Source organism: Pseudodesulfovibrio profundus (assembly GCF_900217235.1).
Taxonomy (GTDB): domain Bacteria; phylum Desulfobacterota; class Desulfovibrionia; order Desulfovibrionales; family Desulfovibrionaceae; genus Pseudodesulfovibrio; species Pseudodesulfovibrio profundus.
In genome coordinates this window covers 2444266-2457784 of record NZ_LT907975.1, presented here as the reverse complement: position 1 = coordinate 2457784, position 13519 = coordinate 2444266, and the positions used below count along the sequence as shown (strand labels likewise).

The following is a 13519-nucleotide window of genomic DNA, read 5'->3' as shown; positions in this document are numbered from 1 at the left end:
ATGGAATATCCCATTTGGCAACTAACGACTCTAGGTGGCGGATTCTGGATAGCCGTCATCGCCACACTGCACGTTTATGTGGCGCACTTCGCTGTTGGCGGCGGACTGTTCCTCGTTCTCATGGAGCAGGCAGCCTATCGCAACAACAATCCGCATCTGCTCGAATACACGAAAAAACATTCCCGGTTCTTCCTGCTCCTGACCATGGCCTACGGCGCGGTCTCGGGCGTGGCAATATGGGTCACCGTGGCCCTGCTCGCTCCACAGGCAACCATCACGCTCATCCACCAGTTCGTTTTCGGATGGGCAGCGGAGTGGGTATGCTTCCTTGGCGAGATCGTCGCCCTGATTATCTATTACTATACATGGGACACCATGAACCGCAGAGACCACGTCATAATCGGCTGGCTCTACTTCGTGTTCGGCTGGTTCTCTCTGTTCCTCATCAACGGCATCATCGGCTTCATGCTCACTCCAGGTGACTGGCTGACGACCAAGTCGTTCTGGGACGGCTTCTTCAACCCGACCTTCTGGCCGCAACTGGTTTTCCGTACCTTCTTCTCGGCTGCATGTGCCGGTCTGTTCGGATTCGTCACCGCCACCCGCATCCCCGACGAGGAAACACGCCACAGCGTGGTCCGCTCCTGTTCCGCATGGACCATCGTCGGCGTTCTGGCCACCGTAGCCACCGGTTACTGGTACATAGCTGCCCTGCCTGCACCGCAGTATGAAATGGTCATGCTCAAGTCCCACCGCGTCATCAACTTCATGCAGTGGTTCTGGTTCTTTGCTGGCGCAACCCTGATCGGTGGTCTGGCACTGGCCGTTCGCATGCCGAAACTGATCAGCTTCCCGCTGGCCCTTGTCGTACTTCTGGCCGGTCAGGGCCTGTTCGGTTCCTTCGAGTTCATGCGCGAAGCCGGACGTAAGCCGTACCTCATCTGGGGACACATCTACTCGAACTCCGTGCTCAAGGCACATGTGCCCATCATCAATCAGGAAGGCGCCATCAAACGCGCCAAATGGGCACCGCCCGAACTCAAGGAGAACGGCATCACCGATGACAACGTCATGGAAGCGGGTGCATTCCTGTACCAGCTCCAATGTGCTTCCTGTCACTCCATCGGCGGCCCCATGAACGAAATCCGTAAACGGACGAACATGTACGATACCAACGGTATGGATGCGTTCCTTAACGGCATGGGCAAAAAGAACAAATACATGCCGCCCTTTGTCGGAACCGGCGAAGAGCGTCAGGCACTGGCTCTGTATATTGCAGAAGGGTTGAACGGAACCGGCGAGGTGCCTGATCCGAACATCCCCGAACCTGAAGCGGCGACACCGGCTCCCTATGATCCGGAAAAAGACGAGTATGTGCTGTTGGCCTGGGCCGATCAGGGCATGCAGTTCTACGTCGAGGCCGAAGAATTCACCCTGTTGCCCGCAGGTAACATGATTCGCGCCCAGCTCATCCAGCGCGATGTGCTGCCCACACGTATCACCGAGGATGTCTCCATCAGTTACCGCGTGGAGCCGGGTTTTGAAGGTGAAGGTTTGAACGGTTACCTTGAAGTCCACGAAGACGCCGGACGATTTGAAGGTCGTATAGCCGTTGAACCGTTCAAGAACGGCGAATTCGAGCCGCTGCCCATCGTGGAGCTGGAAGCTCGCGACAACAAGGGCAACCTCATCGCCTCCACAAAGATGAGCATCCCCACCAGTGATCAGATGGGATGTCGCAATTGTCATGGCGGCTACTGGAATGAAGGCGAGTCCGGCATTGCGTCCGAAACCGCAGGAAACATTCTGGCCACCCATGATCGCATCAACAACACCAACCACGTGGAGCGCTCCAAGAAGGGGCCGATCCTCTGCGTGGAATGCCACGACGATCCGGCCCAGAATGCGGAAGGCTCGTCGACCAGACCGTCACTGTCTGCGGCGATTCACGGCACCCACGCCGTGTTCCTTGCCGGTCGCAGTGCCGAGGAATCCTGCCTCAGATGCCATCCCAAGAACACCTTGCGCGGGCAGCACCTGGACGTCGGATTCGAATGCTCCAACTGCCACGGCACCGTCGAAGACCACGCCATCGGCCTGCTCAAGGGCGACCTGGAAGCAGGCAAGACCAAGAGTGCCAAGCGCCTGCTGGCCATCCTCAAGCCGAATGCTGTCGGAACGCAGGATGCCGTCAATCCGCGCAAGGCATGGGTCAACCTGCCCGAATGCCTGACCTGCCATGAAGACTTCCAGGCACCGGATACGGACAGCGCCTTCAACGAGTGGACGGAAACCGTTGAGGATCACTACTCCATGCGCCGGGACGACATGGACGCCGTCAACTGCGCGGCATGCCACGGCAGCCCGCACGCCATCTATCCGGCGACCAAGCGCGACAACCTCCAGCCGCTCCAGTACATGGGTGAAGCCATGAGCATTGGAGCCAACGGCAATTGCGCGGTGTGTCATACCGAGGAGATGGACTTCCCGGTCCACCATCCGGGCATGGGGATAGAGGAATAGGCACCCAGAAGACCATTACAGGGGCCGTCCAACAGGGCGGCCCTTTTTTTGTGACATGTGGAGAGTTCATATGAACATGCTCCGTCCGAACCCGACTTTACCCCGCCCTTGATCTGCCCATAGAGGAGCGGTTTCGACCGATCAACAGACAACAAAAAAGGGCCGCTTCCGAAGAAGCGGCCCTTGAATCGACTTGGGTATCCGTTACTTGGCTTCAATCACCTCAAGGCCACCCATGTAGGGTCGCAGGGCCTCGGGGACAATGACAGAGCCATCGGCCTGCTGGTAGTTCTCAAGGACCGCCACAAGGCAACGTCCTACAGCCAGGCCGGAGCCGTTCAATGTATGGACAAACTGCTTTTTCTTGGAATCGGCAGGCTTGAACTTGATGTTGGCTCGACGAGCCTGGAAGTCCTCACAGTTCGAGCAGGAGGAAATCTCACGGTACTTGTCCTGTCCGGGCAGCCAGACTTCGATGTCGTACGTCTTGGCCGCGCTGAACCCGATATCGCCGCTGCACAGCTCGATGACGCGGTACGGCAGATTGAGTATCTGCAGAATTTTTTCTGCCGCTGCCGTCATATCTTCCAGTGCCTCGTAGGACTTCTCTGGGTGGGCAAAGTTGACCATCTCCACCTTGTAGAACTGGTGCTGACGGATCAACCCTTTGGTGTCCTTGCCGTAAGATCCGGCTTCGGAACGGAAGCAGGGAGTCTGCGCACAGAACTTGATGGGCAGTTGCTCTTCTTCGATCACTTCGTCGGCGTAGACGTTGGTCAGCGGGACCTCGGCCGTGGGGATCAGGTAGAAACCGCGATCATCGGTGAGCTTGAAGAGATCTTCCTCGAACTTGGGCAACTGGCCGGTGCCGGTCATGGTCTTGGTGTTGACGATGAACGGCGGCAGAACTTCGGTGTAGCCATGCTGATCGGTCTGGGTATCGAGCATCAACTGGGCCAGAGCACGCTCCAGACGAGCGCACCAGCCAAAGCTGATGGAAAAACGGGACCCGGCAAGTTTGGCTGCCCGCTCGAAATCAAGGCCACCCAATTCGGTGCCAAGCTCCCAGTGTTCCTTGGGAGCGAAGTCAAACTCGGGCTTGTCGCCCCAATGCCGCAGAACCGGATTATCATCTTCGGATTCCCCGACAGGGATAGACTCATGGGGGATGTTGGGCACGGCCATCATCCACTCTTTTTCAGCCGCTTCGACTTCGGTCAGTTCGGCGTCCAATTCCTTGGTCCGAGCAGACACTTCGCCCATTTTCTTGAGCAGGTCGGAAGCGTCTTCACCGGCCTTCTTGCGCTTGGCAATTTCCGGTCCCACAGCGTTTTTTTCCGCCTTGAGGGATTCTACCTCGCCAATCAGCGCCTTGCGCCTGGTGTCGAGATCGACAAATTCCTGAACATCTATGTTGGAGCCACGTTTTTCGAGGCTCTGCCGGACAATTTCCGGGTTCTTTTGCATCAACTTGAGATCAAGCATGAAAAACTCCTCGTTGGATTTGGTCATTGTGTAATGGAAAACAGCACGGATGAAAAGAGTGCGATGCGCACCTTCCCATCCGACACCCTCATTCCAGAGCCAAATCAGCCTTATTGAACGCTTACGACTTTTCCGCCCACAGGATGAAAACCGGATTCTGCGCCTTGAATCGCAGGTCGCCGGCCAATGGATTGGTGGCTGATGCCTGCAACTGGGTCACGCCGAAATGCCAGCCCAGCCGCTTGAAGTGATCCTTGGCCATATGGAGCGAATCCAGCAGGATGGTGTGGCAAACGATATGCCCCCTGGGTTTCAGTCGCTCACAGGCGATTTCCAGCAGCTTGGTCTCATCGTTGGTCACGCCGCCAAGCCCACCGCCGATGAAAATGCGATCCGGGTCGGGCAGCCCTTCAAGACAATCGGGCATATCACCCAGCACCGTTTCCACCAGCCATGCACCGGTACGCCGAATGTTCTCGCGAATCATGGCTGCACGGGTCTTGTTTCGCTCCACGGCATACACATGACCATATCGCGCCAGATGCGACGCCTCGATGGAAATCGAACCGCACCCGGCACCGAGGTCCCACACGGTGGAATCGGGCTGCACATTGAGGTGCGCCAACCCCGCAGCCCGTACAGGCAGCTTGGTGATGAGATTTCGCTGGTGCAGGTAAAAATGATCGGGGATACCAAGGGACAATGGTATTTCGGGCGGATATTGCCGCTCCAGCACAACCAGATTGAGATCGGCGAAGTCCATTCCCCAGGTATCGGGCAGGGCCAAAGGCAGCACCTGCTCCTCCGGCGTGCCCAGATTTTCGAGCACGGTCATGGAAAAGCAGTCGGCACCGCGTTGGAGCAGCGCGCGAGCCACTTCCGCCGGGGTATTGTTGGCATCAGTGAAGACGGCAATAAGATCGGAGTGGACCAACGATGCGTAGAGCGGCGAATAATCATCACGACCATGCAGGGAGACAAAAGCCATATCCTGCCACGGCAACCCCAGACGGGCAGCCGCGACCTGCATGGTGGAAATATTCGGTTCAACGATAATATTCTCCCGCCCGAACTCTTCCCCCAGCCGCTTGCCAATGCCGAAGAACAGGGGGTCGCCATCGGCAAGCACCACGACACGCTTCCCCTCTTCAGCAGCGTTGCGAATGGAATCCATGATGGGCGGCAGCGGTCCGGCAATCGGCTCACGCCGAGCGTCTTCTTTGGTGGCGGAAGGCGGGCAGGCCGCGAGCAGCCGTTTGCCTCCGATGACAAGATCCGCCTCCGCCAGCACCTGTCTGGCGGCGCGGTTGAGCTCAAGTGTTCCGGGTGTCAGCCCTATGATGCGTACTGGTTCCATATTCAACATGGAGGCAATGTAAACCAAACACCTGCAAGGGGGAAGAGGATTTGAGTGATAGACAAAACGTATTCATATACTTTCCACAACGATTTGTTTGTGATAAGCGTGTACGAATTGGATACGATGCGCACTCCGGCGCCGATCACCGAAGGAGGACATATGCAATTTTTTCTGGATACCGCCAATCTCGACCAGATTTTGGAAGTCAAAGAACTGGGACTGCTGGACGGTGTAACCACCAACCCGACCCTCATGTCCCGCGAAGGCGGAGACTGGAGAACACAGGCCGCCCGAATCTGCGAGGTGGTTGATGGACCGGTTTCTCTTGAGGTGGTTGGTACCACCCGCGAGGAAATGATCAAGGAAGCCAAGGACCTCGTTTCGTTCGGCGATAACGTGGTGGTCAAGATTCCGATGATCGCCGAAGGACTCAAGGCGCTCAAGGACCTGACGGAACGCGGCATCAAGACCAACGTCACCCTCGTCTTCTCCCCGGCTCAGGCGCTGCTCGCAGCCAAGCTCGGCGCGACCTATGTTTCGCCTTTCGTGGGCCGACTCGACGCCCTCTCCCAGAGCGGCATGGAAGGCGTGGATCAGATGCGGACCATCTTCGACAACTACGGATATGCCACCAAGATTCTGGTTGCTTCTGTCCGTCATCCGCTGCACGTGTTGGAAACAGGCCTGATCGGAGCCGACGTCATCACCCTGCCCCACTCCACCATCATGCAGTTGCTCCACCACCCCCTGACCGACAAGGGATTGGCCGCTTTTCTCGCCGACTGGGAAGCATTCCAGAAAGAAGCAAAGTAGCCTGATTATTTCGACAAGTTATGGCCGGACTTCCCATGGAGGTCCGGCCATCCCTTGCCCAACACGACTCCCCCATGTAGGACAGTCCCATGAGCGAAGAAAAAAACACCCACCCGTTGTCTGTGGCCGCCCCGGAAACCGACGTCACTCCGCTGACCCTGACCATGGCAGGCGAACTGCTTGGCATGTCGCGCGAAAGCCCGAGAAAGCGCATGCTCCAATGCATTCACAAGTCGGAAGGGGACGCGGTTCACAAGATGTTCAATGCACTTCAGCCCGGCACCTATGTCACACCGCATCGCCACATGAATCCGGCCAAGAGCGAGACCGTGCTCGTTATTTCCGGCTCCATGCTGTTCGTTGAATTCACGGATGACGGCGCAATCAAGGAGCACATCCTGATCCAGCCGGGAACGGAAATCTTCGGCATCGATGTCGCGCCCAATGTCTACCATACCTTTGTCGCCCTCAAGCCGGACACACTGATCTTTGAGGTCAAGGACGGGCCGTACCAGGAAGAGAGTGACAAGGATATCCCGGAATGGGCGCCCCGTGAAGGCAGCCCGGAGGCCGAGCCGTATCTTCTTGGCCTGCTCAAAGAGCTGGCGGAACGGACCAATGCAGCGGCAGCCGAGGCGCAGGCCGCCAAGGCCGAAGCTGACGGTGAAGCCAACGGAGAAGGCTCCGAAGCTTAGCCTTTTTTCACTAAAACTTGCCCGCAATGAGGGAATACAGTACACGGTATGCTCTTTATGAGAGGAGAGAATACCTGTGAATACCCGTACCCTTAGGGCAGATATCCTGCTCTTCACCACCGCTGCCATCTGGGGTTTCGCCTTTGTGGCGCAGCGTGTGGGCATGGATCATGTCGGCCCGCTGACCTTCAATGCCGTTCGCTTCGCCATCGGAGCGCTTGCCCTGCTTCCGCTTACGTATCGCATGCAAAAGGGAAGGGCTCCCGGCTTTCAGGCTACGGACAACAAGCGACTGTTCATCGGCGGCGGACTGCTCGGGCTGGCCCTGTTCTGCGGTGCCACCCTGCAACAGATCGGGCTGGCCGGACCGCAACTGGCAGAGTTCGGCTTCGAGGCTTCCACGGCAGGCAAGGCCGGATTCATCACAGGGCTCTACGTTGTTTTCGTTCCTCTTTTCGGGCTGATGCTGGCCCAGAAGCCCGGACTGGGAACATGGGTCGGTGCAGGACTGGCCGTCATCGGCATGTACCTGCTCTCCTTCACTGCCGAGTTGACCATCTCCTTTGGCGATCTGCTCATCCTCATCGGCGCCCTGTTCTGGGCCGGTCATGTGCTGATCATCGGCAAGCTGTCCCCCGGCATGGATGCGGTGGATGCAGTCAAACTTTCCACCGTACAGTTTTTCGCCTGCGCCGTGCTCAGTTTCATCGGCTCCCTGCTGACCGAAGATATCGCCTGGGCAGGCATACAGGATGCCGCCATGCCTATCCTGTATGGTGGCCTCATGTCCGTCGGTGTTGCCTATACATTGCAGGTCGTGGCCCAACGCGATGCGCAACCGGCCCACGCCGCCATCATTCTCAGCCTTGAGTCAGTCTTCGCCGCCATCGGTGGTTATTTCTTCCTCAACGAGTTGCTGACCGTCAGAGCGATGATCGGTTGCGGCCTGATGTTGACAGGCATGATATTCAGCCAGTTGCGACCATAGCGCCTTCAAGCGCCACCCCATAGGCTGTCCCGCTCCCTGAGAGTGGTGACTATGTATTGGCTTCGCCGCCTCGTATCTTCTTCATACGCAGGTTGAGGAACTCCACGCCCAATGAAAAAGCCATGGCAAAGTAGATGTAGCCGCGGTCGATATGCTTGTGCATGCCCTCGGCCATGAGGAATATCCCCACCAGCAGCAGAAATGAAAAGGCGAGCATCTGAACCGTCGGATGGCGGGTGACAAATTCGCTGACAGGTCCGGCAAAGAGCAGCATCACCAGCACGGCAATGACAATGGCCGCGATCATGACCTCGACTCGCTGAACCATACCCACGGCCGTGATGACCGAATCCAGTGAGAAGACCAGATCCAACAGCAGTATCTGGATGATGGCCCCGACGTAGGAGTAGCTTTTCTGGATTTTCTCCGGCAGCTTGCTCGGCTCTTCCAGCTTGTCGTGTATCTCATGAGTCGCCTTGGCCAGCAGGAACAGCCCACCGGCAAGCAGCACGATGTCGCGCCCGGAAACCGTGTGTTCAAACACGGTAAAGAGTGGCGCGGTCAGCCCCATGATCATGGAAATGACCATCAGCAGGGCGATGCGCGTGACCATGGCCAACCCGATGCCCAGCCGACGCGCAGTCTTGCGGGACGCCTCGGGCAGTTTGTTGGTGACCACCACGACAAAGACGATGTTATCGATCCCAAGCACGATCTCCAGCCCGGCAAGGGTCACCAGGGCGATGGCATTCTCAAGAGTCCAGAGTCCTTCCAGCATGGCATGCTCCCTTCATCGGATTTTTCCATCTGTCCACTATGAGTAAAGCCCCATTATAAATCAATGAAAGCTTTTCCAACGCATGCAGGGTTGTGCTATGCGAATGAAGACTGAGTATTGTGTCCAGCCGTATACTGAACCAAGAAGCGAGGAAAGATATGCGAATCGGAATGGTAGGCTTAGGCCGCATGGGATTGAACATGGCCCGCAGGTTGATGCAGCACGATATCGACGTTGTCGGATACAACCGGAGTGCCGATGCGGTGGAAACCCTTATCGAGGAAGGGGGCACCGGGGTTCACTCGTTAGCCGAAGTGGTCGAAAATCTGGAGCCGCCCAGAACGGTCTGGTGCATGCTTCCGGCAGGAGAAGCCACCCGATCCACCATCGAAGCCCTCGCCGATCTCCTCTCGCCCGGTGACACCATCATCGAAGGCGGCAACTCCTATTACAAGGACGACATCCGACACGGGGAGTTTCTGGCCGAAAAAGACATACAGTATCTCGACGCCGGGGTTTCCGGTGGTATCTGGGGACTGGAGATCGGCTACTGCACCATGGTTGGCGGTCCCACAGACGCATTCCGCCGCCTCGAACCCATTTTCAAGGCCCTGGCACCCAAGGAAGGGTATCTCCATTGCGGCCCTGTCGGCTCCGGGCATTTCATCAAGATGATCCACAACGGCATCGAGTACGGCATGATGCAGGCCTACGCCGAGGGATTCGCTCTCATCGAGGATTCGGATTTCGGTGAAAACATCGACTTTGCCGAACTTTCCCACCTCTGGAATCAGGGCAGCGTCATCCGTTCCTGGCTCCTAGAACTGGCTGGCGACGCCTTTGAAAAGAACAGCCGCCTCGATGATATCGAAGGGTATGTCGAGGATTCCGGCGAAGGGCGGTGGACCGTCATGCAGGCCATCGAGACCAGTACCCCCGCACCGGTTTTGACATCGGCGCTGATGGAACGATTCGCTTCGCGCCGTCCCAATGATTTCCGCAACCGCGTACTGGCCGCCCTGCGACGTGAATTCGGCGGCCACGCAGTCAAGACTTCGGAGGAATAAGAGCAATGATGGCCGATACCGACTCCACCTGCACCTACAATAAGCCGGATGACCCGTGCTCCATCATCATCTTCGGAGCCACGGGCGATCTCGCTTCACGCAAAATCCTCCCCTCGCTCTATGCCCTGCGCTGCTCGGGCCGCATGCCGACTCCGTGTCTGGTCATCGGTGTTTCTCGCACCAAACAGACGGACGAGGAATTCCGGGAGCACATTCGCCATATCATCGAAGACAACGGCATGGACATGGCCTGCTGGGACGACTTTGCCCAGCATCTGCACTACCGAAGTGTTGACTATAATGACATCGGGACCTTCACCAATCTGGCCGGATACATTAAGACAATGGAATCCGAAGCCGGAACCGGCGGCAATCGACTCTTCCATCTGGCCGTACCACCTGTGGTTTACGAACATATCGGTCAGTCGCTGGCCCATGTCGGATTGGCCCATGAAAAAGACAACTGGGTTCGACTGGTAGTCGAAAAGCCGTTTGGCCACGACCTTGAGAGCTCCAAGTCATTGAACGAAGCGCTTCGGGAAGGTTTCAAGGAAAACCAGATATTCCGCATCGATCATTATCTGGCCAAGGAAACCGTTCAGAATATGCTGATGTTCCGGTTTGCCAACGCTATTTTCGAGCCGATCTGGAACCGACAGTTCATTCAATCCGTTCACATCACGGCAGCCGAATCCCTCGGCGTCGAGCATCGAGCAGGGTTTTACGATCAAACCGGCGTGCTGCGTGACATGTTCCAGAACCACATGATGCAACTGATGTCGCTGGTGGCCATGGAGCCGCCCTCCATTTATCAGGCCGATCGCATCCGCGACGAAAAGGCGAAAATCTACCGTTCCCTGCGCCCATTCCCCATGGATGACCTCGACAACCACCTCATTCTGGGCCAGTACGCCGCAGGCATGATCGACGGCAAATCCGTGCCTTCCTACGTCAAGGAACCGGATGTTCAGCCCGATTCAGCCACCCCGACCTTTGCCGCCATGAAGGTCTACATCGATAACTGGCGCTGGCAGGGCGTGCCTTTTTACATCACCTCGGGCAAACGCATGTCCACCAAACGTACGGATATCACGGTCCAGTTCAAGGAAGTGCCGCATTCCATGTACCGCAATATCCTCGGCGAGCACATCACTACCAACTCGCTGACACTCTCCATTCATCCTGAAGAGGAAGTCCGGTTGGCCTTCCAGGCCAAATCACCCGGGCCGGGCATGTGCCTGCGCAATGTCACCATGAAGTTCGACTATTCCGAAGGAAAGAAACAGCGCTTCACGGATTACGAGAAGGTGCTGCTCGACGTGCTGATGGGCGACCACACGCTCTTCTGGCGTCAGGACAGTGTTGACCTCTGCTGGGAGTTTCTTACTCCGGTTTTGACCGAATGCGACTGCCCGGACACAGCCGACCGACTCCACCTGTACAAGGCTGGAACCGACGGCCCGAAACGAGCCAGAAGCGGCTGGATAGTCTAAGGGAGGCACCATGGCCAACTTCATGATATTCGACACCCTTGACGAATTGAGCTTCAACGCGGCAGAAACCTTCATCGAACTGGCGAACGAAGCCGTAGACAGACACGGCCGCTTTGTTGTGGCGCTCTCCGGTGGCTCCACTCCACGGCGAATGTTTGAGTTACTCGCCGAATCAAAAAACATGAACCGAGTCCCATGGGACAGAACGTTTATCTTCTGGGGCGATGATCGGGCCGTACCGCCCGACCATGAATGGTCCAACTACCGCATGACACGAGAGGCCCTGCTGAGCCGTGTTTCCATTCCTGATGCCAATGTCTATCGAATACTTGGCGAACGAGGTGCGGAGCAAGCTGCACTGGTCATGCAGGGGGATATGGTGCGTGTATTCGGAGAAGCCCCGTTGCCGCAGTTCGATCTGGTTCTACAGGGGATGGGGAGCGACGGCCACACGGCGTCACTGTTCCCAGGAACCGAAGCCCTTGATGCCACAGGGTGGGTAGTGCCTGTCATAAACCCGCCTGCCAACCCGGCAGTGGATCGGGTGACCATGACATTCCCATTGCTGAACAATGCCCGAACTGCTCTCTTTCTCGTGGCCGGAAAGGACAAACAGGCAGTAATGGATGAGATACTGAATGATCCAACGGCCGATGAACGCTATCCTGCTGCCCGAATCAATGCCCAGTCCACGCTGTGGTACCTCGACAAGGCAGCGTTCAAGAACGCTGATTGATTACTGCGCTCCGACTTTGACCTTCACAAAAAAAGCCCACCCTCGTGATACGAGGGCGGGCTTTTGAAATCATTCGAGACCGGTTTTAGTCGTCCATCTCTTCCGCCAGAGCGGAAATTTCTTCGCGAATAATACGGGCGGCTTCCGCCGGTACCAGTTGGGCGATTTCCTCGCGCAGACGATTTTCCAACTCCGCCACGCGGGATTCGAGCATGGCTACCTTGCCCTGCAATTCAGCGACAACGGTTTGCGAAGCCTCGCTTCTCACGTCAACAAGCTGTTGATCGACATCAACATCCTTGGTCTCAGCAGTGGCCTGCGACTCAGCGTCGTCATCGAGCATACCGTCCATGTCGACATCAGCCATTTCCAGATCGTCCTGGCTTTCGGCGACATCGATATCAGAGACATCCACGGCATCAAGGAGACTGTCCATGTCGTCCATGTCGTCTTCTTCGAGCTTGTCGATGCCTGCCAACTCGGTGAGATCGCTGTCGTCAAGATCGTCAAACTCACCATTGCCGGATTCCTCAGCAGGAGCATCTCCTTCCGGTTCATCCATCAGGAGTTCGATATCCGCTTCGGTCACGGCATCTTCCACGGGAACGTCCGTTTCCGGCTCTTCGGCCAACGAAGCGTCCACCATGTCTTCATCTTCAAGGGTGATGATCTCATCCTCGTCCGACACATCTTCTGCCATTTCTTCAACCATGTCTGCGGCGGCAGCGGCCACGGCTTCCCCATGGTCAACCGACTCTTCCGCGGCTTCATCAACGGCCAGGGGAACCTCTTCAGCGAGGTCTTCCAGCAACTCGGCATTATCATCCGGTTCTGCTTCGGTCACTTCCTCCACCAGATCGTCCAGCAGAATGGCGTCATCCTCATCTGCCTCGTCCGGTTCAGAAGCTTCGACACCCTCTACTGCTTCCGCCTCCTCGACGGTCTCTGCATCGGTGTCGCCGGTTGCGGCTTCGAGCAACGCGTCAAGATCGACAGCGTCATCCTCGTCCGCAGCCTGTGAAATATCATTTTCGGTCTCTTCGACCAGATCGTCCAGAACGATGACATCCTCGTCCGAATCATCAGCGGCCACTTCCGGCTCATCATCTTCGGCGATCTCTTCAACCAGGACCATGACGTCATCGTCTTCAGAAATGTCCGATGCAGGTGTCGATTCCAACTCGCCTTCATCAGGCAGAGCGTCGTCTTCAACCACATCTTCGAGGACGATCATGTCATCATCGTCGCCGGCCCCCTGTACAATTTCCTCCAGGGCAGCGGCTTCATCATCCATTTCCGGCTCTTCGTCAGCCTCGACTAGGTCATCGAGCATAATAGGCTCATCCGCTTCTGCTTCCTGAGCTGCAGCGGAGTCTTCTTCCAGGTCGTCGGCAAACAGGTCTTCCAGTTCCTGCTCGAAATCCGAATCAAGACTGTCCGGATCAAATCCTTCGTGCTCGGGAGATCCCTGATTCAGGATGTCAGCAACATCCAGATCGTCGTCTTTGGAAGGAGGCGGTGGTGCCGGGGTCATGGTTTCCTCCGGGGGGAGCAGTTGAAAAAAAAGGGGGACTGTCGTCC

General features: G+C 56.9%; 11 protein-coding genes. 7 read left to right on the top strand and 4 right to left on the bottom strand.

All coding sequences use genetic code 11. The features are described 5' to 3' along the window. Complete coding sequence (locus tag DPRO_RS11565) at positions 1–2523, top strand: multiheme c-type cytochrome (protein ID WP_097012180.1); 2523 nt, start codon at positions 1–3, stop codon at positions 2521–2523. A gap of 204 nt (positions 2524–2727) precedes the next feature. Here DPRO_RS11565 and serS read toward each other — a convergent pair whose 3' ends face one another. Continuing rightward, positions 2728–4008: a serine--tRNA ligase gene (serS, locus tag DPRO_RS11560; protein ID WP_097012179.1), complete on the bottom strand. Its 1281-nt coding sequence runs from the start codon at positions 4006–4008 to the stop codon at positions 2728–2730. Between the two features lie 121 nt (positions 4009–4129). Further along, positions 4130–5374 carry a precorrin-6y C5,15-methyltransferase (decarboxylating) subunit CbiE gene (cbiE, locus tag DPRO_RS11555; RefSeq protein ID WP_097013732.1) on the bottom strand — a complete coding sequence of 415 codons (1245 nt, stop codon included), beginning with the start codon at positions 5372–5374 and terminating at the stop codon, positions 4130–4132. 153 nt (positions 5375–5527) lie between these two features. Between cbiE and fsa the strand changes: the two genes are divergently transcribed. The 3 genes from fsa to DPRO_RS11540 all read left to right on the top strand — a co-directional run bounded on the left by fsa (position 5528) and on the right by DPRO_RS11540 (position 7864). Next, entirely contained in the window at positions 5528–6181 is a 654-nt protein-coding gene (gene fsa, locus DPRO_RS11550) for a fructose-6-phosphate aldolase (RefSeq protein WP_097012178.1), read from the top strand. A gap of 89 nt (positions 6182–6270) precedes the next feature. Continuing rightward, positions 6271–6876 carry a WbuC family cupin fold metalloprotein gene (locus DPRO_RS11545; RefSeq protein ID WP_097012177.1) on the top strand — a complete coding sequence of 202 codons (606 nt, stop codon included), beginning with the start codon at positions 6271–6273 and terminating at the stop codon, positions 6874–6876. Between the two features lie 76 nt (positions 6877–6952). Then, complete coding sequence (locus DPRO_RS11540; protein ID WP_097012176.1) at positions 6953–7864, top strand: DMT family transporter; 912 nt, start codon at positions 6953–6955, stop codon at positions 7862–7864. Positions 7865–7913: 49 nt separating this feature from the next. Here DPRO_RS11540 and DPRO_RS11535 read toward each other — a convergent pair whose 3' ends face one another. Then, a complete protein-coding gene (locus DPRO_RS11535; protein WP_097012175.1) occupies positions 7914–8642 on the bottom strand; it encodes a TerC family protein in 729 nt (242 codons plus the stop codon). A 158-nt stretch (positions 8643–8800) separates the two neighbouring features. Here DPRO_RS11535 and gnd point away from each other — a divergent pair, with 158 nt between their 5' ends. The 3 genes from gnd to pgl are packed head-to-tail and all read left to right on the top strand — an operon-like array spanning position 8801 to position 11938. Beyond that, complete coding sequence (gnd, locus tag DPRO_RS11530; protein WP_097012174.1) at positions 8801–9709, top strand: phosphogluconate dehydrogenase (NAD(+)-dependent, decarboxylating); 909 nt, start codon at positions 8801–8803, stop codon at positions 9707–9709. 5 nt (positions 9710–9714) lie between these two features. Further along, positions 9715–11202: a glucose-6-phosphate dehydrogenase gene (gene zwf / locus DPRO_RS11525; protein ID WP_232005568.1), complete on the top strand. Its 1488-nt coding sequence runs from the start codon at positions 9715–9717 to the stop codon at positions 11200–11202. 10 nt (positions 11203–11212) lie between these two features. Continuing rightward, the gene (gene pgl / locus DPRO_RS11520; RefSeq protein ID WP_097012173.1) at positions 11213–11938 is read left to right on the top strand and encodes a 6-phosphogluconolactonase; all 726 of its coding nucleotides are present in this window, start codon (positions 11213–11215) and stop codon (positions 11936–11938) included. Positions 11939–12023: 85 nt separating this feature from the next. Here the strand turns inward: pgl and DPRO_RS11515 are convergent, their stop codons facing one another. Next, positions 12024–13472, bottom strand: a complete 1449-nt coding sequence (locus DPRO_RS11515) for a midas domain-containing protein (RefSeq protein ID WP_097012172.1) — start codon at positions 13470–13472, stop codon at positions 12024–12026. Between the last annotated feature and the right edge of the window lie 47 nt (positions 13473–13519).

Excerpts from the sequence above, each read along its gene's own strand:
- DPRO_RS11565 (WP_097012180.1), top strand. The coding sequence starts at position 1 with ATGGAATATCCCATTTGGCAACTAACGACTCTAGGTGGCGGATTCTGG.
- serS (WP_097012179.1), bottom strand. The coding sequence starts at position 4,008 with ATGCTTGATCTCAAGTTGATGCAAAAGAACCCGGAAATTGTCCGGCAG.
- cbiE (WP_097013732.1), bottom strand. The coding sequence starts at position 5,374 with ATGTTGAATATGGAACCAGTACGCATCATAGGGCTGACACCCGGAACA.
- fsa (WP_097012178.1), top strand. The coding sequence starts at position 5,528 with ATGCAATTTTTTCTGGATACCGCCAATCTCGACCAGATTTTGGAAGTC.
- DPRO_RS11545 (WP_097012177.1), top strand. The coding sequence starts at position 6,271 with ATGAGCGAAGAAAAAAACACCCACCCGTTGTCTGTGGCCGCCCCGGAA.
- DPRO_RS11535 (WP_097012175.1), bottom strand. The coding sequence starts at position 8,642 with ATGCTGGAAGGACTCTGGACTCTTGAGAATGCCATCGCCCTGGTGACC.
- gnd (WP_097012174.1), top strand. The coding sequence starts at position 8,801 with ATGCGAATCGGAATGGTAGGCTTAGGCCGCATGGGATTGAACATGGCC.
- zwf (WP_232005568.1), top strand. The coding sequence starts at position 9,715 with ATGATGGCCGATACCGACTCCACCTGCACCTACAATAAGCCGGATGAC.
- pgl (WP_097012173.1), top strand. The coding sequence starts at position 11,213 with ATGGCCAACTTCATGATATTCGACACCCTTGACGAATTGAGCTTCAAC.
- DPRO_RS11515 (WP_097012172.1), bottom strand. The coding sequence starts at position 13,472 with ATGACCCCGGCACCACCGCCTCCTTCCAAAGACGACGATCTGGATGTT.